General features: G+C 44.3%; 21 protein-coding genes. 6 read left to right on the forward strand and 15 right to left on the reverse strand.

Annotation, left to right across the window (positions count from 1 at the left end):
• The first annotated feature begins 57 nt into the window (after positions 1 to 57).
• Both yajC and CYL31_RS03430 read left to right on the forward strand, forming a co-directional pair.
• Positions 58 to 426: a preprotein translocase subunit YajC gene (gene yajC, locus CYL31_RS03425; RefSeq protein WP_212917581.1), complete on the forward strand. Its 369-nt coding sequence runs from the start codon at positions 58 to 60 to the stop codon at positions 424 to 426.
• 55 nt (positions 427 to 481) lie between these two features.
• Complete coding sequence (locus CYL31_RS03430) at positions 482 to 1,036, forward strand: cysteine hydrolase family protein (protein WP_212917582.1); 555 nt, start codon at positions 482 to 484, stop codon at positions 1,034 to 1,036.
• 116 nt (positions 1,037 to 1,152) lie between these two features.
• Here CYL31_RS03430 and CYL31_RS03435 read toward each other — a convergent pair whose 3' ends face one another.
• From CYL31_RS03435 to CYL31_RS03495, 13 genes are all read right to left on the reverse strand, one after another.
• Entirely contained in the window at positions 1,153 to 2,487 is a 1,335-nt protein-coding gene (locus tag CYL31_RS03435) for an aminotransferase class I/II-fold pyridoxal phosphate-dependent enzyme (protein WP_212917583.1), read from the reverse strand.
• Positions 2,488 to 2,700: 213 nt separating this feature from the next.
• Positions 2,701 to 5,160, reverse strand: a complete 2,460-nt coding sequence (locus CYL31_RS03440) for a TonB-dependent receptor (RefSeq protein WP_212917584.1) — start codon at positions 5,158 to 5,160, stop codon at positions 2,701 to 2,703.
• A 137-nt stretch (positions 5,161 to 5,297) separates the two neighbouring features.
• Positions 5,298 to 6,269 carry a FecR domain-containing protein gene (locus CYL31_RS03445; protein ID WP_212917585.1) on the reverse strand — a complete coding sequence of 324 codons (972 nt, stop codon included), beginning with the start codon at positions 6,267 to 6,269 and terminating at the stop codon, positions 5,298 to 5,300.
• Positions 6,262 to 6,789 (reverse strand): sigma-70 family RNA polymerase sigma factor, encoded by a 528-nt coding sequence (locus CYL31_RS03450; protein ID WP_212917586.1) that lies wholly within the window; start codon positions 6,787 to 6,789, stop codon positions 6,262 to 6,264. Before CYL31_RS03450 ends, CYL31_RS03445 begins: the two co-directional genes overlap by 8 nt.
• A gap of 106 nt (positions 6,790 to 6,895) precedes the next feature.
• Complete coding sequence (gene fecE / locus CYL31_RS03455) at positions 6,896 to 7,663, reverse strand: Fe(3+) dicitrate ABC transporter ATP-binding protein FecE (protein ID WP_212917587.1); 768 nt, start codon at positions 7,661 to 7,663, stop codon at positions 6,896 to 6,898.
• Positions 7,664 to 7,666: 3 nt separating this feature from the next.
• Positions 7,667 to 8,623: a Fe(3+) dicitrate ABC transporter permease subunit FecD gene (gene fecD / locus CYL31_RS03460; protein ID WP_212917588.1), complete on the reverse strand. Its 957-nt coding sequence runs from the start codon at positions 8,621 to 8,623 to the stop codon at positions 7,667 to 7,669.
• Positions 8,623 to 9,624, reverse strand: coding sequence for an iron chelate uptake ABC transporter family permease subunit (locus tag CYL31_RS03465; RefSeq protein ID WP_212917589.1), 1,002 nt, complete (start codon positions 9,622 to 9,624; stop codon positions 8,623 to 8,625). The genes fecD and CYL31_RS03465 overlap by 1 nt, the downstream gene beginning before the upstream one ends.
• Positions 9,621 to 10,541, reverse strand: a complete 921-nt coding sequence (locus CYL31_RS03470) for a Fe(3+) dicitrate ABC transporter substrate-binding protein (protein ID WP_212917590.1) — start codon at positions 10,539 to 10,541, stop codon at positions 9,621 to 9,623. The genes CYL31_RS03465 and CYL31_RS03470 overlap by 4 nt, the downstream gene beginning before the upstream one ends.
• A gap of 119 nt (positions 10,542 to 10,660) precedes the next feature.
• Complete coding sequence (gene gntR / locus CYL31_RS03475; RefSeq protein ID WP_212917591.1) at positions 10,661 to 11,656, reverse strand: gluconate operon transcriptional repressor GntR; 996 nt, start codon at positions 11,654 to 11,656, stop codon at positions 10,661 to 10,663.
• A gap of 211 nt (positions 11,657 to 11,867) precedes the next feature.
• Positions 11,868 to 12,359: a gluconokinase gene (locus CYL31_RS03480; RefSeq protein ID WP_212917592.1), complete on the reverse strand. Its 492-nt coding sequence runs from the start codon at positions 12,357 to 12,359 to the stop codon at positions 11,868 to 11,870.
• An 86-nt stretch (positions 12,360 to 12,445) separates the two neighbouring features.
• Positions 12,446 to 13,762, reverse strand: a complete 1,317-nt coding sequence (locus tag CYL31_RS03485) for a TRAP transporter large permease (protein ID WP_212917593.1) — start codon at positions 13,760 to 13,762, stop codon at positions 12,446 to 12,448.
• Entirely contained in the window at positions 13,755 to 14,312 is a 558-nt protein-coding gene (locus CYL31_RS03490) for a TRAP transporter small permease subunit (protein WP_249411682.1), read from the reverse strand. The genes CYL31_RS03485 and CYL31_RS03490 overlap by 8 nt, the downstream gene beginning before the upstream one ends.
• A gap of 84 nt (positions 14,313 to 14,396) precedes the next feature.
• Positions 14,397 to 15,413, reverse strand: a complete 1,017-nt coding sequence (locus CYL31_RS03495; RefSeq protein ID WP_212917595.1) for a TRAP transporter substrate-binding protein — start codon at positions 15,411 to 15,413, stop codon at positions 14,397 to 14,399.
• Positions 15,414 to 15,761: 348 nt separating this feature from the next.
• On the opposite strand from CYL31_RS03495, the gene CYL31_RS03500 reads away from it, so the two are divergent.
• The 4 genes from CYL31_RS03500 to CYL31_RS03515 all read left to right on the forward strand — a co-directional run bounded on the left by CYL31_RS03500 (position 15,762) and on the right by CYL31_RS03515 (position 19,605).
• Positions 15,762 to 17,639 (forward strand): DUF294 nucleotidyltransferase-like domain-containing protein, encoded by a 1,878-nt coding sequence (locus CYL31_RS03500; protein WP_212917596.1) that lies wholly within the window; start codon positions 15,762 to 15,764, stop codon positions 17,637 to 17,639.
• Positions 17,640 to 18,302, forward strand: a complete 663-nt coding sequence (locus CYL31_RS03505) for a 3'-5' exonuclease (protein ID WP_212917597.1) — start codon at positions 17,640 to 17,642, stop codon at positions 18,300 to 18,302.
• 242 nt (positions 18,303 to 18,544) lie between these two features.
• Positions 18,545 to 19,240 carry a hypothetical protein gene (locus CYL31_RS03510; RefSeq protein WP_212917598.1) on the forward strand — a complete coding sequence of 232 codons (696 nt, stop codon included), beginning with the start codon at positions 18,545 to 18,547 and terminating at the stop codon, positions 19,238 to 19,240.
• Positions 19,240 to 19,605 carry a hypothetical protein gene (locus CYL31_RS03515; RefSeq protein WP_212917599.1) on the forward strand — a complete coding sequence of 122 codons (366 nt, stop codon included), beginning with the start codon at positions 19,240 to 19,242 and terminating at the stop codon, positions 19,603 to 19,605. The genes CYL31_RS03510 and CYL31_RS03515 overlap by 1 nt, the downstream gene beginning before the upstream one ends.
• 50 nt (positions 19,606 to 19,655) lie before the next feature.
• Here the strand turns inward: CYL31_RS03515 and CYL31_RS03520 are convergent, their stop codons facing one another.
• Entirely contained in the window at positions 19,656 to 20,459 is an 804-nt protein-coding gene (locus tag CYL31_RS03520) for a UDP-2,3-diacylglucosamine diphosphatase (RefSeq protein ID WP_212917600.1), read from the reverse strand.
• An 82-nt stretch (positions 20,460 to 20,541) separates the two neighbouring features.
• Positions 20,542 to 22,314 (reverse strand): GGDEF domain-containing protein, encoded by a 1,773-nt coding sequence (locus CYL31_RS03525; protein WP_212917601.1) that lies wholly within the window; start codon positions 22,312 to 22,314, stop codon positions 20,542 to 20,544.
• Positions 22,315 to 22,317 lie beyond the last annotated feature (3 nt).

Below are 22,317 nucleotides of genomic sequence, written 5' to 3' on the forward strand. Positions count from 1 at the left end.
GGGCTGCGATGCCGTTATTATGCAGATATCAATCTGACACTATTTTAGGGACTACTTATGTTATATCGATTGCTCTTATGTCTATTTCTTGGTGGTTTTGTATCGGTTTCTATGGCCGCGCAAACCATGCCAGAAGATCAGCAAAAGCTAGCTCAAACTGTTTTTGATTTAGAGCGAAGTGTGGCCATTTTACAGTTATCCACTGCGTCTCTAGGTGATTACCAATCACTTTCGACCAAAATAGCGCATGTTAAGTCGTTAGAATATCGTGTGAATTTCTTGGGTAATTTAACTTTCTTGCTGTGTATGGCGTTAGTGGTTTTCTTTTTTAAATTACGTAATCAGCAGAAGCGATTGCAGGCGCTTGAAAATCGTATTGATGAAAAAGCAAAATCGGATTCTGAAGTTAAAAACGCTGAAGTTTAAAGACACGTAAGCTCAAGGACAGTTAATCCCAAGATGTTTAAATAAAGGAGTGACGATGACTAAATCAGTAGTATTGATGATCATCGATATGCAGCAAGGCATGTCTTGGCCACAAGCGGGCGAACGCAATAACCCAAATGCGGAACATGAAATTGCAGAGCTATTAGCCCATTGGCGTGCCAGTCATGCACCGATTGTCCATGTTCGTCATTTGTCGACAGAGCCCGAATCTTTATTTTGGCCAGAACAAGAAGGTGTGTTGTTTCAGGATGCCTTTCAGCCGTTAGCCGATGAAAAAGTCATTGAAAAATCGGTCCCTGATGCTTTTACCTATTCTGATTTAAATGTTTGGCTACGGGAACAAGATGCGCAAGCCTTGGTTGTCGTTGGCGTCAGCACGAATAATTCAGTGGAATCGACAGTGCGAAGTGCTGGGAATTTAGGTTTTAAGACGTATGTGGTTGGCAGTGCTTGTTTTGCTTTTGAAAAAGATGACTTCTTTGGTCAATCGCGCAGTGCAGATGAAGTGCATGCTATGTCATTGGCAAATTTGCATGGCGAATACGCCACAGTTATTAGTCAAGATGATGCGTTTTTGCTGCTTTCTTGAGCCTGTCCGATAGTTAAAGTAGCTTTAAAAAAGAACGCGATGTCTTCGATTGAAGAGGATTCAAACTGATTAATTCCGCTTCAATCGAAGACATCGCGAGCAATGGGAGTAAAGTGTTAAGCAGGGGGAAAACGTGCTTGAAAGGCACTTAAGCGTTTTTCAAGATCTGCTAGTTGTTCGTCTTTCACTTGGGATACACAAGCCCGTGCGCCTTCCACTCTTTCTGAACCTGTATTTACCAAGGATATGGCGCTGATTCCATGGTACAGCAACGCTTCTAATAAACTGTCTCCATCCAATCCTGGATAAGAGAAAGTAAAATAGAAACCATCGCTCAGCGCCTTGCCGTTATCTTCGAAATACACCATTTCAAAACCATGGTCTATAAATAGCTTTTTCATGATGGCCGCGCGTTTTTCATAAACCTTAGTAAGATTCAAAAAAGGCAATTCCCCATCATTGGCTGCCTTCAACATTGCAGCTAAGCCATATTGTGCCGAATGCGTAACGCCAGCGGATAAACCTCCCATAGCGCCGAAGGTAATGGCTTTGCCGAACTGTGTTTGTCCAAAGTTCGTTTTTAAGGTTGCAAACTCTTGTTGGTAAAGTGCATCTGAAATAACCAAACTTGCTACTCGTTGGCCTGCATAGCTGAACACTTTAGAGCTTGAAATCAATAAAATGTACTGATCGGTGTAATGCGCAATGCTAGGCTGATAAGGGGCTTGACCGGGTGTCGCATAGTCTTCGCGGTAATCCATACCAAAATAGGCGAGATCTTCAATGACAATAACGTCGTATCGTCTAGCCACCTCGGCAATGATCTGTAACTCTTCTTCATTGAAACAAATCCAAGCCGGATTATTTGGGTTGGAATAAAGCAAGGTGGCATATTTTCCTGAGGATAAATGCTTCTCTAGCTCTGGTTTTAACGCTGCGCCACGATGATTGTATACATCAAAGCTACCCCAAGGTTGGCCTATCATATCAAGCTGGCGTTTTTGGTTTGGAAAGCCCGGATCAATAAACAATGTTGCGCCTTGCTCTTTTGTACGGTTGCCGACTAAAAAAGCCGCCAAGGCTCCTTGTGCAGAACCAACGGTTGGAAAGCAGCCTGTTGGGCTGACGTTGATATTCATAAATAAAGAACAGAAACGGCTAATTTCCTGCTTTAACTGAGGAATACCTTCTAGCATCGGGTATTTAGAGGCCACGCCTTGATGCAGTGCTGCTATCTCTGCTTCTATGCCGATACTGGGCGCAGGCAGGCCAGGCACACCCATTTCCATGCGGATAAACTTTTCACCTGTCGCGGATTCAATGCGATTGACTAGTGCGACAAGCTCACGGATAGAAGCTCGCGCCAAAGATGGAATGGCGGCTTCTTTTAACGTGTGAGTGACCTTGTCAAAATTAATCGGTGTTGCTGTATCTGTAAAGGGTAGGGTCATTATTATGCTCAGCTTTTAAAGACGGTAAACTTCTCTAGTGAGAATATGTTACCTCATAAAAAACTGACTGTTTGGACATTCAATACGAGGATTTGTCGTCTAGTCATTTCAAAAAATGATGCGAGTTTTACGGCTTTTCTTGTGAAGAGTGATGCTAATCGCCACTGGAATGAATTTTATCGGCGATTAACATCACAAGATTATGAGAGTGATTTAGAACTCGGTGGAGACGGATAATTTGATTTCGCGTGGATTGCCTTGTGTTAGGTAACCGCCAGCTGCCGATGCCCAGTAGCCTTCATTCATCAAGTTGGTGATGTTTAAACGCCAAGTAATATCTTGTTGAGCAACTTTAGAGACATAACGTGCGTTTACGTCTAATCGTGTCCAAGCATCGACTTCTAATGTATTGCTTGCATTCAAGTACTGTGGACCGCTGCGAATGATTTTTCCGCCTAAAGTTAGACCTTGTAACGAGCGAATGTCATATTCGCCTCCAAGTACTAATCGATACTTAGCAACACCAACCGCGTCGTTGCCATCATTAGTGCCGTTTTGAGTGTCTTTTAGTTTAGGGTCTAACCATGTCGCCGAGGTATTAATACGCAGACCTGTCGACGGTTCACCATACAAGCTTAGTTCAATGCCTCGGTTACGTTGCTCGCCGTAGTAATCATAGGCGCTTCCTGCCTCACCGTAGGCTTCGGGTTTGGTTATTTCGAAAAGAGCAGCGCCCGCGCCTAAGGTTCCATCTTCAAATTTAATCCCCACCTCATTTTGCTTAGAGGTATAAGGCTTCAAGCTTGCGCCTGCGTTTGAGTAGTTGTTGCTACTACTGGTTGAGACATTTTCGCCTTTTTGTAAGGCTTCTATGTGATTAGCGTACAAGGAGATGGCGTCAGTCGGTTTGTAGACAATGCCATAAATAGGCGACGTGGCAGAATCATCGTAAGAGGTGTCAATTGAACCATCGTAATTGTAGTTGTTTGCTTTTATTTCTTGGTATCTCACACCTGCAGTCACTAACAAGCGATCGTCCATAAAGCCCAACGTATCCGCAAAGGAAAGCCCTTTTGTATCCGTTTTAGAGCGAATATTTGGATTATCCATATCGCCGTCAGCATCAATAGTATCTAGATAAGCGACATCAGCAGGATCATAAATATTGGTGTTACTAGTACCTGACATGGTGTAAGCGGCATAGGTTTTATTTACAAAACCTGAGTAAGCAAGGTTCAGTTGATGAGTCACTTTCCCTGTTGTTAGATCACCCAATAAACTAACGGTAGAGGATAGGGTGTTAGATTCATAAGGTACTGAGAGTCGGTAGATAGTGCCATCGCCATTTTGACTATCAACCATGGGAGAGGAATAATCACCATACTCTTTGTTCTTATTGGCTCCAATCGCGCCGTTTAGTGTCCAGTTATTATTCAATTCATATTTTGCTTGAACCATACCAAACAAGGTTTCTAGTTCCGAATCAGCCCAAGATGGCGCATAGTTTGTTTCTGCGTCTGGAGCTGTCGGTACTTCAGTGATGGAGCCTTTGTAAACTACAGAGCGACCGTTTTCGATAGTTTGCTTTTGGTAACCCACATCCGTAGAGACATTGAACTTTTCTGCTCGGTAATCGATGCCAACACTGATGGAGGTCTCTTCACGGGTTTCGTCATCAATGGCGCTGTCACCATTGCGGTGTAATGCCTTAACACGAATTCCCCATTGGTTTTTATCACCAAAACGTCGCGCTATATCTGTACTAATACCTACTTGGCCTTCGGCTGTTGTATCTAGTGTCACAGCATTTAGGTCGTCATCTGCGCGTTTAGGTTCAAGGTTAATCGCGCCGCCAATGCCGCTTCCTCCAGGCGTTACACCGTTTAAGAAAGCACTGGAGCCTTTTAGTAGTTGCACGCTTTCTACAGCATTAGTAGAAACGACTTGGCGAGGCAAAATACCATAGAGTCCGCCATAGGAGATGGCATCGCTATCGAGCTCAAACCCACGGATCATGAATTTTTCTGAGTAGTTACCAAAGCCATGCCCTGATTGAACTGAAGCGTCGTTATCAAGTACTTCTGCAATGCTTTCTAGCTGCTGGTCTTCGATGGCTTTGTTGGTATAAGACACCACACTGAAAGGCACGTTGGAGCTGTCTTGTTCACCAAATACGCCTAATCGGCCACCGGATTCGATTTGCCCTCCCTTATATTCGCTCAGTACGCTGTCGTTAATTTGCGAGGCAGAAACCGCTAAGCCTGACATAGTGTAATCGCTCTGATCCATGAGGCTGTATGTGCCGTCTTGGTTTGGTGTCATGATGAGATTGGTGTTTTGTAGCAAGGCATCGATCAATTCCAGAGCAGAGAAGTTACCTGAAACAGCCTCATTTTTGAGTCCTTGAGTTAGAGCCGGATCAAAAGAGAGCGCGATATGATGACGTACCGCAATGTCGGTAAGTGTTTTACCAAGATCTCCAGCGGGAACAGAGACTTGTTGGCGAGTTTCTTGTTGTCCGGCATTTTCCGCTAAAGCAAATGAACTAGCGCCCGCACCAAGGATTAAGCTTGTGCTGAGAAGCGCAGTGCTGATGGCGTTGTGTCGCTTTGTTTTCAAGAAAAGTGTTTTCAAGAAAGGTGTTTTCAAAAACTGTTCTCTTTGGGCAGCCACAGCTACCTCCTTTTTTAAAATCGTTGGGTTATTTTTTATCTACCTAATAAGCCACTTGAAAAGAAAAAAGGTATCAATCGAAATGAAAATAATTTTTATTAGCTTCTTTTTTGATTTATTTACTTGCTAATGTCGTATTAAGTTGGCTCAAGAGTGACCCAATAGCCGCCCAGGTGATGCTTGGCTTTAATAGGGTAAGTGTGAGTCAGCATATTAATAATGGTGTCAGTGTTGGATGTTGGAAATGCACCCGATACCAATAGGTTTTGTATCTCAGGTGAAACACGTAAATAGCCCTTTCGATAGCGGGAAACTTCCTCGGCAAATTGTTTCAGCGGCATATCATGAGCAGCCAGCATTTGATTTAGCCAAGCGGTTGTCGCGGGAGAGATCAATTGGCTAGACAGCAATGCAAGGTTAGACATTTGAGCTTGATGACCAGATTTTATGGTTATTACTTCATTATTCTGTGCGAGCTTAGGAGTGACTTGAACCTGTCCTTCTATTGCAGCAAGTTGAGTAAAACCATCACATTGGCGCACGGTTAATCTTTTGCCGAGAGCTGTTAGCGTGCCTTCCTGTGTTTGGATGAGGAATGGGCCGAATTGTTGCGGATCTACTTGCCCTGTGTGTATTTCGATTTCGCCTTCTCGCAGTGATAATAGGCGAGAGCGAGAGTTGAATGTCATATCAAATGCGGTCGCAGTATTCAGTTTTACCATTGAACCATCAGGCAAGGTTATTTTTTGAAACTCACCTTTGGCTGTCCGGTAATCAGCTGTCCATTGTTGAACTTCAATTGCTTTATAGCCGCCCCATAGTGTTGGTCCTGCTGCCAGTAAGAGCGCTAGTTTACCTATAGCAATGCGACGGCCTTCATCTTCGGGGCGATTGAGTACCGCCGCAGCCACATCTTTCGGTAACCTATCCACATGGCCCATGAGTCGCTGAGCAAGTTGCCAAGCATGTGTATTCTCTTGACTGGCGTCTTGCCATTGTTTCAGCTGTGCCTTTTCTTCGTTGGTTAACGGCGCTTCTTGTTGGCGTATTAGCCAGTCAGCGGCTTCTTCAAGGCTATGCTTTGCTATTGATGAATTTGCCTTATTCAAAAAAATCTTCCTCCATAAGAGTCAAACATTGCACATAGGCCTGTTTCATATGGCGTTTTACACTGATAAGTGACATCCCCAGCTCGTTAGCAATGGTCTGGTATTTTTTGCCTTCGATTTGTGACATTAAAAAGACCGTTTTGACGTGATGCGGTAATTCATTAAGGAGCGCATCAATTTGTTCTAATGTTTGTAAAATAATTTGCTGCTGTTCTAGGGAAGAGGTTACTGGATCGGGAAATAATGCGATGTATTCTAAGTAGGTATCTTCCAACGATTTACGACGATAAAAATGACTGACAATTCCTTTTGCGACTGTCATTAAGTAGGCGCGAGGCTGAGTTATGGTATCGACGTTTTGACGAGCGTGAATACGTAAAAAGGTATCTTGAGTTAAGTCTGCCGCGTCAAAGTGGTTATCTAAGCGCTTACGTATCCATGTATACAGCCAACGATGGTTATCTGAATATAGCGCGTGCATAGCACTTTGTTGCGCTCTTGGATCCGCATTGTGCGGCATGAAATAGCTCCTCTGATTTAAATAAGCAACAATTGTAAACGATAATTAGTCGCATTAAACTAGTTGGTTACTTTTTTGTCAATCAGCGCGCTATTGTTAGGCCTAATTACTCCACCACACACATTGGGGTTTTGGCGATTGGATCTTGGTGAATCTGCGCATTCAATGAGAAAACGTTTTTAAGCATGGTTTGTGTGAGTACCGACTCGGGCGAACCTTGAGTGATGATTTCTCCTTCTTTCATCACGATGAGATGGTCGCAATATCGAGCAGCTTGGTTGATGTCATGAAGCACTGTGATGATAGTCTTGCCTTGTAGATTCAATTTGCGTAACAAGTGCATCAGCTCTACTTGATGGCTCAAATCCATATAAGTGGTTGGCTCGTCTAGTAGCAAATACGGCGTATCTTGCGCTAAGGTCATGGCGAGCCAAACACGTTGGCGTTGGCCGCCGGAGAGTTCGCTGACCAATTGATCCGCAAGCTCGGTAATGCCTGTCTCTTCCATCATCTTGTCTATTATTACTTGATCATCTTTGTTAATCCGTCCCCAAAAACCGGTATATGGGCTGCGTCCATAGGCGACCAAATCTTTGACTTTAATTCCTTCCGGAATAGGCTGAGTTTGCGGCAATAAGGCCAATTGCTGGGCAAGCTTCTTAGATGGCATGCTGTGAAGGTTTTTACCTTGCCAGTGAACTTTGCCTTCCATAGGCGAAAGAATGCGTGCCATGGCTTTTAGTAAAGTGGATTTGCCGCAGCCATTTGGCCCGAGTAAAGCGATGATTCTTCCTTCAGGAATGGTTAGGTCGACCTGTTTTACAATGGCTTTATCATGGTAGCCAACAGATAAATTATGAGTGCTAAGAGACATAAATCATTTCGTCCTAAGGAGTAGCCAAAGAAAATATGGCGCACCAATAATGGCGGTCATAATACCGGCGGGTAATTCAATAGGTGGATCAATGGTACGAGCCACGAGATCGGCAAGCAGCAACAAAATCGCGCCAACTAGCATGGTGGATGGTAAGAGTATTTGATGGCGTCCACCGACCAATTTACGCGTTAAATGCGGAGCCACTAAGCCTAAAAATCCGATAGGACCACAAATCGCAACACAAGAAGCTGTCAGTCCAACGGCAATCGCCAAAGACGCTAAACGCAGTTTGTTGGCCTTGATACCAAGGCTAATGGCACTGTCGTCGCCGAGGTGGATTAGGTTCAGAGGTTTGGCCAGCCAAAGCGCAAAAGGAATGAGCAGCAACCAAGGCAATAACATAGAAAGCTGATTCCAGCCGCGCCCCCATAAACTACCCGTTAACCACAACAGAGCATTGTTTATTTCCAGTGGTTTAACCAGCATCAGAAAGTCTATACAGCTGGCGTATAACGCCGCTAATGCCACACCGGTGATCGCCAGTTTTATGGTGCTGCTATGTGAACCGCACAGCCACCACAACATTAACGCAGCGATTAAACTCCCGATTAGCGCAACAGCTGGTAACCAGCGAATATCGGCATCAGGGAAAAATGTCATGTAAAACACTGCTGCCAATCCAGCGCCATGACTGACGCCAAGCACATCGGGTGACGCTAATGGATTGCGAATCACACCCTGCACCAAGGCGCCAGCAAGTGCCATCATAGCGCCAACTAACATGGCGAGAATTGCACGAGGAAAACGGTATTCATGAACGGTGAAGTAGTTGGCATTGCCGACCTGAAACCCTTCAAAAATGCTTTTAAAGGGAATGGAAACGGCGCCAAACATCAGATTAGCGACCAACAATCCTAACAAGGCAAGTAGTAAAATAGGCAGCGAGCGCGTGGCCATTATAAGGTTCTCTTGCGGACGAGATAGATGAAAAACGGCGCGCCGATCAAGGCTAAAATAGCACCAGCGGGCGTTTCTGCCGGATAAATAATAGCTCGACTGACGGTATCGGATAGGACGACTAAGCAAGCGCCCAGCATCATAGCAATGGGTAAAAATTTCCGATGATCTTGCCCTGCGAGCATTCTTGCCATATGAGGAACCAGTAACCCGACAAAGCCAATTGCACCCACACTGCTGATGGCGCTACCAACCAACAATAAAACTAAAAAGCTGCCGCCTAGTTTTACCCACATGAGTGACACGCCAAGGTTACGTGCATTGTCATCGCCTAGCTGCAAAAGATTCAGCGTTGGAGCTATTAACATGGCGCCTAATAAACCAATAAGGCAGACAGGCCAGAAGGAATCAAAGGTTTGCCATCTAGCATCGGCTAGACTGCCCGCGAGCCAAGTCAGTACGCCCGCCGCTTGGTCTTCTGCAATGATAATAACGGCTTTGGTTAAGGCGGCACATAACGCAGAAATAGCCACGCCCGCCAACACCAATCTTCCATGTTCATTACCGCCTCGCCATGCGCTGCCAAGCAACATAACGAAAGCCCACGCAATGCCACCGCCAATGATGGCTGCGACTGAAGTACCAAGTAAACCAAACCAAGGTGCAATACTGGAAACTGTCGCCATGCCAAGCGCTGCGCCAGCGTTGATACCTAAAACAGAAGGTGAAGCGAGAGGGTTTTGTGTCAGCCCTTGCATGATGACGCCCGCTGCGGCGAGATTAGCACCCACCATAATGCCGATAAGGACTCTAGGCAGTCTTAAATCATGGACAATATGCTGAGCGATGCTTTCTGCGTTCATATCGTACAAAGCGTGCAGAGCATCCATCGGCGTAATAGTTATCACCGACCAGCTAAATAAACTGATCCATGAACAAATGAATAAAAGCAGCAACAATGCTAGGCATTGGCCGACAAAAGGCAGGCGTATTGAGATCATTTATTCGCTTTAAAGACCTTAATAAGATCTTGCCCCATGGTTTCGGCTGAAATAATGCCTCGGCAACGAGACCAGGTATTAGGGTTAACCGAATAAATATGATGATTCTTAGCGGCTTTTAAGACAGACCAAAGCGGCTCATTTTTCCATTTATCCACGATGCTTGGCGTGACGTAATTGCCGACGATAAAGTAGTCAGGATTTACCGCAAGAAACTGTTCTAAACTGGTTTGACGATAGGCATCGTCGCTTCGGCCTGTATTAGCATTTTTTAAACCTAAGGCGCGAATGACTCCGCCAGCATAGGAATCGGCAGTATGCAGGAACAAAGCATCATCACGTGCAACGCCAAATTGCACTTCTTTGCCTTCTGGTAGTTGTTTGGCAAAATCGGCCATTCTTTGAGCATGTAGCTTCAAACGTGCTTGCATTTCTTTGTCTTTGCCAATGGCTTTGCCGATGGTAGCCGTGGCATGAAGGTTCTCTTCATAGTTAGCTCTACGCGAAGGTAGGATCAAGGTCGGCGCTATTTTTTGTAAATCTGCATAAACCCCTTCATGGCGAGAAATGTCTGCAATGATAAGGTCCGGTTTTAATGCTGAAATCGTTTCAAGGCTGGGTTGAGAGCGAGTACCTACGGACGTCCACTCGCCAATTTCATTGCGAATTTCTTTTAGAATTCGTTCGGGGTCTTTGTCATCAGCGATGCCAACTGGACTTACGCCAACAGCGGCTAAGGCGTCCACAAAGGAAAGCTCCAAGACAACAATGCGTTTTGGTACGTAATCTATGCTAAACGTGCCTTTGCTGTCTTCTACACTATTTTTAATGCTGTCTTGTGTCGAAGAAACGGCTTGAACGGAAAGAGATAAACTGAGTAAGAGAGTAGAGAGGACGATCAACAGCAAGCGTTTCATAAAACAGCCTTTGAGAGGTTAAAAAACGCGATAATGATAACACTTCTCAGTGGTATTTGAAGTGCTTTCCGCGTTTATTGCTGCTTTATATGGCGCTCTTTACGGTGTGTCGCGTACTTTTAGATAGTTTCGCCAGGTTCTATTTGAAAAGGCAAATCAATAATTCTTTGTGAAACAGAATTCCCTTGTAAACGAGACAGTAAATGTTCGGCAGCAAGGCGCCCCATTTCTTCACGAGGTGTGATCACCGTAGCGAGTAATGGCACCATAGCTCGAGAAATATCGTGGCCGTGGAAGCCTGCAATGCTGATGTCTTGTGGAATCTTGATGCCAGCTTTTTGGCAAGCGTACAGCGCACCAATGGCTAAGTCGTCGTTGGTACAGAAAATGCCGTCGGTGTCGGGTTGTTGCTGCAGCGCGTCTTTTAGAAAAGTCGCGCCTAGCGTGAAAGATGATGCACTATTGGTTTTTAAGCACAAAGGCGTTAAGCCATTGTCGAGCATAGCGGTTTCGTAACCTTTTATTTTGAAGAGTGTCCGTTGGTCCATTCGCGCCGCAAAGTAGACAATCTTTTGTCGGCCTCGTTTGATCATAAAATCTGTCATCGCATAAGCAGCAGCTTCGTTGTCTATGCCGATAGCTTGCTCGATTGGTGGAGAGACTGAGTCCATGATTTCGATAACGGGAATACCAGCGACAGCAAGCATCTTTCTCACACGTTCGGTGTGATAGCTTTCGGAAATAATTAAACCATCCACACTGTAAGACAACAGAGTAGCAATACGCGACTCTTCGGCCTCTTTGCTGTAACCATAGTGGGCTAGCATAGTTTGATAGCCAGCTGGTTCTACTACGGATTCGATGCCTCGAATAACTTCGGCGAAAACTTGGTTGGTCAAAGAGGGCAGCAAAACGCCAATTGCATGGCTCTTTGATTTGGATAAAATGTCGGGTGCTCGATTTGGTATGTAGCCTAGATCTTCTAATGCTTCGGCGATTTTTGTTTGTAATGGCGCAGAGACTTGATCTGGATTTCTAAGAAAACGACTTACGGTCATTTTCGTCACACCAACTAAATTCGCCACATCTTGCAATGTAGGGCGTTTATTTTTCATACTGGGGCTTTTCATATCGGAGCTTTTCATACCAGTGACATATCCATGTTTTGTTACAAGTAACATTACCATAAGCCATTCATGGCTAGAAACAAAAAAGTAGGTGTTAGCTGAGTAGATACTAATAAATGTAGGATTTATATCGAAAGTGAGCGTTTACTTATTTAGTTAAAAGAGGCACAAACTAAGTGTTTTGCCTCTTTTGTTTATTTTATTTATTCGCTAAAAGCGCAAGCGCTTCGTTTAGTACTGCGTCAGCATCTTGAGAAATATCGATCACCAGTGCTTCGTCTTCTGTTGGCTCAATCAAGGTAGCAAACTGACTTTCTAACATTTCTCGACCATTAAAATAATGACCATCACGTTTTTGGTGACGTTGCCAAATGGTGTCGATAGTGCCTTTAAGGTAGATCATGGTGACGTCGTCTAAGCCATTTCGCAGCATGGCACGATATTCTGGTTTTAATCCAGAGCAGGCGATTACTGCTGTTGGGTTATCGGTCAAGATGGTATTGAGTGTTGCCAACCAATCCTTGCGATCTTCATCAGTGAGCGGCGTGCCTTGGCGCATTTTGTCTACATTGGCTTGGCAATGAAAGTCATCGCCATCAAAAAACGGATAGCCAAGTTTGTCAGCGATGCTTTTGCCTATCAAAGATTTACCTGAGCCTGATACGCCTAATACTACAATTTTCTTTGTCATCTTCTTAAGTCCTTATCGCCTTGCTGTTGTCAGCAAGGCCGCAGTGTCGTTCAAAAAGCCGTGTTGAACGGCATGGTCTCAATGGGTTATTTCCACCAAAGGGCCAGCTCAGGGAAGAATATGACCAAGGCGAGTACAAAAACTTGCAGGCCAATAAACGGCAGCAGGGAGCTGAAAATTTCGCCAAGACTAATATCTTTTGGTGCCACAGACTTAAGATAAAATGCGGCAGGACCAAAAGGTGGTGATAGGAAAGATACCTGCATGTTCAAACAGAACACCACACCAAACCAAATAGGGTCCAAGCCAAGTCCGGTAATGATTGGGACAAAGATCGGCATGGTTAATAGTGCAACACCGACCCAATCCAAGAACATACCTAGCACAAACAAGATCAGCATCATGATCATGACAGTGCCCATCACGCTGCCACCACTTAATGACAAGATGATCTCTTCAACGAAATCGATACCGCCCATTAGGTTGTAAACACCAACCAGAGCTGTTGCACCAATACCGATCCAGATGATCATGCCACAGGTACTCATGGTCGCTTTGGCGCTGTCTTTTAGCATGGCAAAGTTCAGTTCACCGCGAATCGCCGCACTGATGATGATGCCGACTACGCCAAGCGCAGACGCTTCGGTTACAGAAGCCACACCAGTATAAATACTGCCGAGTACCATCATTACTGTGAGTAGAGGAAATAGCAGAGCTTTGAAATAGTTAATATCTTCGTCTGCTGCAAGCTCTTCTGCACTAGGTAGTGGGGCGTATTCAGGATGGATACGACACAGAATAAGCACATAAGCCATGTAAGCAAATGCCAGAATAAAGGCAGGTAAAAAGGCCGCTTTAAACAAATCGCCAATGGAAACACTGGCGGTTAAGCCGTAAATAATCAAAACGATACTAGGCGGTAACATGGTACCAAGCGCGCCACCAGCACAAGTAGTACCAATCGCCAGTTTACGGTTATAGCCAAGACGCAACATTTGTGGCAAAGCTAAAATACCCAATAGAACAGTTTCACCACCGATTACACCAGACATGGAAGCCAAAACGATGGCAACTAATAACGTCTGTACGGCAACACCACCACGCAGTTTACGACCAAACACCTTCATGGCATCGAACAGATCTCGAGCAATACCGGATCTATCTAATAATGCAGCCATTAGTACGAACATGGGGACGGCGAGAAAAACATAGTCGCCAACAAAACTGTACAAACGGCTGGTGATCAAAGGCAAGGCGCCAACGCCAAACCAACCAATAGCAAAAACAAGTGCGACTAACGCGGTAACAAAGGCTAATTGCATACCTGTTAGCAGTAAAAGAATCATAGAACCGAGCATTAATAGGCTGCCGTAGCCTATGCCCATAGCGGATAAATCAAACATCTTTGCGTTTCCTCAAGCCATTTAATTCTTGTAGTAGGTGCAAAGAAAACTGCACAAACATGATGCATAAGGTAGCGAAAACCATGCCTTTGACTAATGCTGGGAAAACTGGATCCCAAGCAGACCCTGAGGTTTCTAAACGAAGTTCGCCTAATGGTGTAAACCAAGAGTCTTGTACCATTTGATAAGCGGCCCAGCTAAGCAGTCCAGAAAAGATTAGCCCCATAATGTGATGAAAAATATTCAGCCAGCGGCGTGCGGTATCAGAGACAAGGTCGTATATAAGTACGACTCGAACATGCTTATTAATCGATAGGGCATAGATGCCGCCATAAATAAATAATACACCGCCAATGAAAGAGGCCGTTTCATGTACCCACATAGTGGGAGCATTAAATACATAGCGCATCAACACTTCATAAAAAGAGATGGCTACGGTAAAAAGAAACAATAGACTGATGGCGTTACCAAAAGTAAAAATCACCTTATCTAACGGATTTCTAGGGCGTTCTGAGCTATCAGGCGTCTCTGGATGAATTTCGTTTTTCATGATCATAATCCAATGAAAATCAGGCGCCGATGCAATTTATAATTACAGGACGCCTGTTTGCAGGTTTAAAAGGTTTGTCTCAGATTAGAGGAGATCGTTCTCTTCTAGATACTTTGTAATAGAGTCATACACTTTTTGTGCGTTAGCAGAACCTTTAGCGAATTCTGCCCACTGGGTGCGAGCAATTTCACGGAATTTTTTACGTTCTTCAGCAGACCAATCGTGAATAGTAATGTTTGGATCCGCTTTCGCTGCTTTTACCGCTGCTTGATCGGCAATACGCAATTGCGTTGTCATATCTTCTGCGAAGTCACGAACTGAAACCGTTAGGATTGCTTGGATGTCAGCTGGAAGCTTGTCCCATTTTTTCTTATTCATTGAAATATCGATCAATGGCAAAGAGTGGAAACCTGGTTGAACAGGGTGTGTCGCAATATCGTTCATGCCTGCTTTCTGGTTAGTAGAGAACACAGTGTAGTCAGCCGCATCGATAACGCCTTTGCTTAGACCTGTGAATACTTCAGAACCTGGCAGATTAACTGGCGCTGCACCGGCTGCTGCGAATACGCGCTGAACCAAACCTTCAGGAGCGCGAAGTTTTAGGCCTTTCAGATCGGCAACGCTGTCTAATGGCACACGAGAAACCAAAGATTCAACGCCAGTTGTAGAACCACCGATGAATTTCACGCCATAAGGTGCGTAAAGTTCATTCATTAGCTCATAACCGCCGCCGTAGTTCACGTATTGCAGAAGTTGCTGAGTGTTTGACCAAGCGCCTACTGTGTTACCAATTAGGCCAAAAGCAGGATCTTTACCAGAGAAGAACTCAGTCGCGGTAATTTGGCCATCGATGATGCCCATTTTGATGCCATCTAGCGTTTCTGTGTGTTTGAAAATACTACCAACAGGAAGCAAGTCGATACTAACTCGGCCACCGGTCATAGTTTCAACGCGTTTAGTCCATTCTTTTTGAACCTGGAAGTTTTTGTCACCAGCTGGATCAGAGGATTGGAACTTGAATTTGTAATCCGCAGCAATTGCTGACGTGGATAGAATGCCGGCCATAGTGGCGGTCAATAACGTGGTGCTGAATTTATTCATGGTATTGCTTCCCGTTGATTATTTTTTTAATAACAGTTTTTAGGAACAGTGCTTTTTTGGTAAATGTTACCGGTAACTAAGGTGTGATGTTACCGATAACATTTCACCTTAGTCAAGGTCTTTGTCTACAGAATTTTTTGTATAAAGGATAGATTATTGATATGCAAAGAAATCTTATTCAGGGCTGACAGAGGCCCTTCCTAAAAATTCTACTTAGATATTCCTCAAATACATTGCTCCTAGACATTGGTCTAAGAGCGGTTTTGTTGTCTAAGATAAAAGCGCACACTCGTGATAGGTGCCTTCTTCTGTAAAAAGCTTCGTCTGTAAAAAAAAGAGAATAATAAAATGGCTGCGATAGATATTCCTGAAGTCCATAAGTTCATTGAAGCTATACCCCCTTTTTCTAGTCTCAACTTATTAGAGCGCAAGTTGCTGTTGACCGGCGTTTCTATGTTGTACGTGCGACAGGGGCAGACATTGATATTAAAAGATGAAGCCGCAACCGTGCATTTGATTCGTCGTGGTGCTTGTGAAATTCGCACTCCCAAAGGCGGGCTGGTGGATCAAATTGCCGACGGCGAATGCTTTGGTATATCTAGCCTTATGGCGCAAAATCCAGATGGATTGCAAGTGGTCGCCATGGAAGACAGCTTGGTATATCGATTCGACAAAACTCGTTTCAAGGAAACGCTGGAAAAGAGTGAAGCCTTCGAACTTTTTTTTGAACACACTCGACACAATCGTTTACGTAAATTATCCCGTAGCCAGAGTAATGAATTAGCCTCGCCTGCCTTGCAATTATCAACACCGGTAGCACACATAATGACTCGTCAGCTAGTTCTGGCGATACCAGAGGAAACGGTACAAACCATCGCTATGCGTATGACCGAAGCGCGAGTCAGTTCGATTCTGGTGGTGGAAGATGAAAAGCTGTCTGGCATAGTCACGGATCGAGACTTACGTTCGCGTATTTTGGCCTTAGGCGGCTCGGCGGACTCTTTGGTCAAAGATGTGATGACCCGAGATCCGGTTAGCCTGAGACCAGATGCCTTGGTGATGCAGGCGCAAACCTTAATGAGTGAAAGCAATATTCACCATTTGCCCATCGTCGATGAAGAACAAAAAGCGGTCGGCATGCTAACCGCCGCAGATTTGTTGCGACATCAAGAACTAAGCCCGCTGCTATTGATCAATCAAATTCATCGTCAACAATCCATCGAAGATTTAGCCCGTGTTTGCAAACAATGGCCGACCTTGATCATGAATCTGATTGTGACCGATATGAAACCCGCCGACGTGGGCAAAGTGTTAGCTACAGTGAGCGATAACCTGACGCGTCGCGTGATTGAGCTGGCGCTAGATAAGTTTGGCCCTGCGCCGATGGCATTTCAGTTTTTAGTGTTTGGTTCGCAAGCACGACGCGATCAATCTTTGGGCAGCGACCAAGATAATGGTCTGATGTTAGAACGCGAACCATCGGCCGAAGAAAGTCAGTACTTTGCCGATTTATCCGAGTTCATCTGCCAAGGCTTGGGGCTTTGCGGTATTCGCCTTTGCCCCGGCAATATTATGGCGAGTAATCCTGAATGGCGCAGAACGACAGTTGGGTGGCAACAAGCTTTTTCCACTTGGATAAAAAGCAGCGCGCCCAGTGCCTTACTTCACGCCAGCATCTTTTTCGACATTCGTTGCGTGTATGATTCAGGAAGTAAGCAAGGCGAGTCGGTGAATAATCTAATCAAAGCCATGCAGCTGGAGGTGAGTAAAAATAGCGTGTTTTTGGCGACTTTGACCCGTACCGCGTTGGCAAGCAAGCCACCACTGGGCTTCTTCCGACATTTTGTTTTGGAATCCTCTGGCGAGCATAAAAACCAGCTTGACCTTAAGCACCAAGGTTTGGCCTTGATCAACGATTTAGCGCGCTTGTATGGCTTGTCCTGTAAAACCTATCGAGCTGGCACCTTGGACAGAATAGAGCAAGCGATTCGAGAAAAACTCATTAGTGTCGACACCGCACGAAACCTTATGGATGCGTGGGACAAACTCAATGGCCTGCGCCTAGAAGCTCAAGGACGTCATTGGCAAGCAACAGGCAAAGCCAGTGCTTACTTAGATCCGAAAGACTTGAGTTCGTTAGAACGCAAACATCTGAAAACCACCTTTAGCATCATCAGCGATGTACAAGATGTGGCGCAGCAGCGTTTTTTAAAAGGATACAGTTAGATGTCATTGGATTTGCTGCAAAAGCTCAGTGCGTGGAATTTGTCTCGACAATCGGTCAAGCGAGCTTGGTCTGAATGGAATTATCTCGTATTGGATATCGAAACCTCTGGGTTAGATCCCAAGCAAGATCATATCGTTAGCTTTGGTTGGGTGTGCATTCATAAAGGCGTGATTGAACTGGATACGGCTCGGCATATTGTGTTGGATAGCGCACAAATTGGCGACAGTGTTGGTATACACATGATTACTGATTCGGATGTTCAGCAACAAGGCAAAAAACAAGAAAGCGTGTTGCGTTACTTACGGCATCTACTACGCGAACGCGTCTTGGTTATGCACCACGCGCCAATAGAACTGGGCTTTTTAAAACAAGCGTGGCAAGCAGAAGCCTTACCGACGTTTTCTGCCAACTGGCTAGACACACTTGCCATTGAACGCACCAAAGCCAACCGATCCCAACAACCCATTCAAGACGGCGGCTTTCGCCTTGGCGCCTGCCGAGAACGCTACAGATTACCAGAATACCAAGGACACGACGCACTAACCGACGCCCTAGCCACCGCTGAACTACTACTCGCTCAAATTGCTTATCAGGGCAAAAATTGCCGACTACACGACCTAAACCAAATGGGAGGCGGAAGAGTTAGGTTGACGACGCGGTAGTTGTTTTAATACGTTATTCCCACGAAGACTGAAAGTTAGAAAGTCTTTTATTATCAATAGTTAAGATGTTATAGAATATAAAAAGCTCTAGGGAAATGGATTTACATGCATGCTAGCTCTTCCAATTGATATCTTTTTGATACTTTTATTGAAAAATTATTAATGTATGATTGCGTTAAGGAAGTTTTTAGAATATGTACGCGTGTATTCGCATACCCTAATGTTATATCAGGGAGGTTTAGATGATTAGATTTATGTTTCATGGTGGAACCAGAGAAAAAAATGCAGACGGCTCGGTAAGAAATCTTGGTATTGCCCACAATAGTGCCTTTTATTTTGCTGCACAAAATGTAGCTAAAGATTATACAAACGGCGATAAACGCTCTATAAAAATTACTACCTCTGCGGATATGGTAAGAAGGATAAATGCCTGTTCTCCCAAGTCAGTGGCTTCATTGGATGTATTTTGTCACGGAACGCCCTATTCTCTAAACTTTTCAATAAAAGAAAATGAGAACTGTGGTTTAGTAACCGGTTGGATGGCCAAACAAGGACTGAGGGCTTATTATTCTACGTTGGACGATGGTATTTATAATTTTTCTTCTGATAGCCGTTATGTGTCTGACATCGACTTTGAAGTTTTTACAGATGACGCGCGCATTCAAATACATGGCTGCAATACTGCTCGTGGATCAATGCCAGGTAATACGTTAGTGGAAGAGTTTTCTGAGAAAATCTACAAAGCGGGACGTAAAAAAGCTTATGTTATTGGCCATACCGATAAATCCAACCCCAATATCAACGGATCAAAGACTACGATTAAAGAGCAAGATTATCGTCATGGTGAGCGTTCGATTTACCACAATGGCAGGTTGCTTAAAACAACAAAGAAAGAAGGTCTAATTTCTCACGATGAAATTCAAGGGTTTATCAAATAATGAAAAATAAAATTTTTGCTTTGGGAGTGGTCGCTTTAATCGTTGGTGGGGTGTTTGCAGTATTTAACCTTCAGCTTGAAGAAACAACGGTCAGTGCTCGTTACGATATGCTGGCATGTGAAGACTGTTATTATATGACGATCGAAAAAAGTAAAGATGGTCACCTAGATGGCGAAACGATTATTCCAACATCCAATACAATAAATATTGAGCAGCTAATAGATAGCATTGCTATAACAAGAGATACATTATGCCTTCGTGGCAAACCTTATCGGTTCAACTGGAATATATTTGGTATTAATCCCGACGGAAAGCGCTTTGAGGTGATAGAAAAAGTAAGTTTACTCGATTGCTCCAATTTTTAGCGTTATATTTCCAGTAAAACAGCCAAAGGGGTCTTACTAGTCCAGTCCCTCTAACTCCTAGAAGGTAGCGGCGATAATCCCCAATCTTCTTCTTTTGGTTCAGTAGCCAAGACTCTTGGGTTTTCCGACCAATGTATCAGGCTCATTTCCCCTGCGGCGGATTCTGTTAATGCCGTGCAGTGTTCGACCCAATCTCCATCGTTACAATAGAGAATGTCGTCTTTGATTCGGAAAGAAGCAAAGTGAATGTGGCCGCAAATGTAGCCATCGACTTTGTGGTTTTTGGCAGATTTTAGTGCAGCGGTTTCAAAGCGTTCGATAAACTCTTTTGCCTTGCTGATGTGGCTTTTTAAATAGCCTGCCAGTGACCAATAGGGCAAACCAATAAGGCGTCTGAAGCCGTTTATCCATTGATTCAGCGACAACATGAGACCATGGGCTTTATCGCCAATGGCGAGCATGAGTGGGCTGATTTTTACCATTTGATCAAACTCATCCCCGTGGCTGATGTAAAAAGTACGACCGTTGGCAGTTTTGTGACGAGCGTTGAGCTTAATCTCAATCCCAGAAAGCGTTTGACCTGCAAACTGGCGAAAGAAGGCATCGTGATTACCGGGAATATAAATGACCTTGGTGCCGGATTTTGCCATGTCGAGAATACGTTCGACCACTTGATGGTGAGCATCAATAAAGTAGGCTTTATGGCGCATTTCCTGAAGATCGATAATGTCACCGACTAGATACAAGGTATCGGTTTTGATGCTTTGCAAAAAATCCAATAAGTGCAACGCTTGGCAGGCTTTGGTGCCTAGGTGTACGTCGGAAATAAATACGGATCGAAATGTGGTCTGCATAAGCGCCTCCTCTAAGGTCTGTCTCAAAGATAAGGTGCTTATGTGACACTGTTGTGAGGACTTTATGACAGTTCAATAAACCTTAGTTCATTGTTTCAAGTGTGTATGTGTTTAGATAAGGTTGTAGATAGATATGGTTACCGCCTTGTTGCTTGGCAGATTTTTTTGCTTGAGCTGCGAGTTCGGCCACTTGGTGATGATTGGTACATTGTTTTGGATTGGGGTGAACGACGCCAATAGCGAGGCTTAATATCGGGTGAAACAAGGTGTCGCCTTGGCGGTTTTTGGTCCAAACACCGCCTTCCTGTAAGGTGTCTGCAGAATAAAAGCCGCGAACTTGTTGTTCAAAAATTTCTAGGATGTTACTGCATTGTCGCTGCCAATCTTGGTCGCCAAAAATCACCACAAAATCATCGCCGCCAATATGACCAATAAAATTATTATCGGGATTAACTTGGTTTTTGATTAAAGAACCAACCAGTTGAATTACTTCATCACCGATTGAATAGCCGAAGAAGTCATTAAATGGTTTAAAGTCATTCAGATCAAAATACGCCACGTAGAAGTTTTCATTAGCTAATAAACGACGGCTGACTTCTCGATGAATTGGGACATTACCGGGTAATAAGGTTAGTGGATTGGAGTAGGTGGCATTTTGAATTTTCAGCTCAGTGATACGTTTTAATAGATCTCTAAGATGACCTGTGCCGATAAACTTACCTTCTCTGACCACAATGATCTCGTTGTTTAGCGTGTCGGCTTCTTGATTGGTCATCAAGGTGGAAACACTGGATAAACTGACGTTGCTTTCAACAATCAGTACATCACTACTAAGTAAATTAGTAACCGGTTTGTGCTCGTATAAAGCGCGTCCATAAGGTGTAGAAAAAAGCTCATGCAGCTGATGTCTGCGAACCACACCGATAGGCTCGTTGTTGTGGTTTAGTACGGGAATAGCGACTAAGTCTGGTTGCTTTTTAAAGCATTGAGAGGCGTCTTCTAATAAGCTGCTTTCTTGCAAGCTTGGCGTAGGACGACACAGTGTTTGTACGGTTTCTGCGTGATCCACTTGGAATTGCGAACGTCGCTGAGCTTGTTTTACTAAATAGGGATGAGTCGAAAAAGCAGGGTTTTCCACAGGACGGCCAAGAAAATAACCTTGTCCTAAGGTGACACCAATCTCAATCAGTTGATCGAGTTCTTGCTGTGTTTCAATACCTTCTGCAATGAGCATGCAATTCAGGCGCTGAGCGATAGTAAGAATAGAGCGGACAAATTCGCGCTTGATTTCGTCTTTGTCGATTCCTTTAATGAAGTGTTTGTCGACTTTGACTATGTCTGGCTGTAATTCAGACCAAAGTTGTAAGCCAGAATAACCTACGCCAAGATCATCGATGGCAACTTGAAAGCCCATTTTACGATAGTGATCGACACTGCTACGAGGCAAACCATTATGGTCGTACGGATGTTGTTCGGAAAGTTCGATGACGATGTCTTTTTGATCCAATCCCAGCTCATTTAAAATGGCCAATGTCATTCCGGATTGATGATCTGGTGATCCTAATAAAGAAGCGCTAACGTTTAAAAATAAACGACCTTTTAATTCGAGTTTGGCGAATTTAGATAGGGCTTTTTCTCGGCAAAGCAATTCTAATTTATGCAGCTTTCCTGATTGCTGCGCTAGAGTGAAAAGCGGATCAGGAGAAAAAAGTGTCGAATTCATTGGGCCACGAGAGAGGGCTTCATGCCCATATATTTCACCATTACTTAAATCGTAAATAGGTTGGAAGTATGGCGTGATTAATCCATTCGAAAGGATTTTTTCCAGTAGAGCATTATTATCCATTTGGCTCATTTT

This window comes from Marinomonas sp. A3A, assembly GCF_018336955.1.
GTDB classification, from domain to species: Bacteria; Pseudomonadota; Gammaproteobacteria; order Pseudomonadales; family Marinomonadaceae; genus Marinomonas; species Marinomonas lutimaris.

Excerpts from the sequence above, each read along its gene's own strand:
- CYL31_RS03480 (WP_212917592.1), bottom strand. The coding sequence starts at position 12,359 with ATGACAAAGAAAATTGTAGTATTAGGCGTATCAGGCTCAGGTAAATCT.
- CYL31_RS03485 (WP_212917593.1), bottom strand. The coding sequence starts at position 13,762 with ATGTTTGATTTATCCGCTATGGGCATAGGCTACGGCAGCCTATTAATG.
- yajC (WP_212917581.1), top strand. The coding sequence starts at position 58 with ATGTTATATCGATTGCTCTTATGTCTATTTCTTGGTGGTTTTGTATCG.
- CYL31_RS03450 (WP_212917586.1), bottom strand. The coding sequence starts at position 6,789 with ATGCCGCACAATGCGGATCCAAGAGCGCAACAAAGTGCTATGCACGCG.
- CYL31_RS03510 (WP_212917598.1), top strand. The coding sequence starts at position 18,545 with ATGATTAGATTTATGTTTCATGGTGGAACCAGAGAAAAAAATGCAGAC.
- CYL31_RS03505 (WP_212917597.1), top strand. The coding sequence starts at position 17,640 with ATGTCATTGGATTTGCTGCAAAAGCTCAGTGCGTGGAATTTGTCTCGA.
- CYL31_RS03515 (WP_212917599.1), top strand. The coding sequence starts at position 19,240 with ATGAAAAATAAAATTTTTGCTTTGGGAGTGGTCGCTTTAATCGTTGGT.
- CYL31_RS03430 (WP_212917582.1), top strand. The coding sequence starts at position 482 with ATGACTAAATCAGTAGTATTGATGATCATCGATATGCAGCAAGGCATG.
- CYL31_RS03525 (WP_212917601.1), bottom strand. The coding sequence starts at position 22,314 with ATGAGCCAAATGGATAATAATGCTCTACTGGAAAAAATCCTTTCGAAT.
- gntR (WP_212917591.1), bottom strand. The coding sequence starts at position 11,656 with ATGAAAAATAAACGCCCTACATTGCAAGATGTGGCGAATTTAGTTGGT.
- CYL31_RS03500 (WP_212917596.1), top strand. The coding sequence starts at position 15,762 with ATGGCTGCGATAGATATTCCTGAAGTCCATAAGTTCATTGAAGCTATA.
- CYL31_RS03495 (WP_212917595.1), bottom strand. The coding sequence starts at position 15,413 with ATGAATAAATTCAGCACCACGTTATTGACCGCCACTATGGCCGGCATT.
- CYL31_RS03435 (WP_212917583.1), bottom strand. The coding sequence starts at position 2,487 with ATGACCCTACCCTTTACAGATACAGCAACACCGATTAATTTTGACAAG.
- CYL31_RS03470 (WP_212917590.1), bottom strand. The coding sequence starts at position 10,541 with ATGAAACGCTTGCTGTTGATCGTCCTCTCTACTCTCTTACTCAGTTTA.
- fecE (WP_212917587.1), bottom strand. The coding sequence starts at position 7,663 with ATGTCTCTTAGCACTCATAATTTATCTGTTGGCTACCATGATAAAGCC.
- CYL31_RS03465 (WP_212917589.1), bottom strand. The coding sequence starts at position 9,624 with ATGATCTCAATACGCCTGCCTTTTGTCGGCCAATGCCTAGCATTGTTG.
- CYL31_RS03520 (WP_212917600.1), bottom strand. The coding sequence starts at position 20,459 with ATGCAGACCACATTTCGATCCGTATTTATTTCCGACGTACACCTAGGC.
- CYL31_RS03490 (WP_249411682.1), bottom strand. The coding sequence starts at position 14,312 with ATGAAAAACGAAATTCATCCAGAGACGCCTGATAGCTCAGAACGCCCT.
- fecD (WP_212917588.1), bottom strand. The coding sequence starts at position 8,623 with ATGGCCACGCGCTCGCTGCCTATTTTACTACTTGCCTTGTTAGGATTG.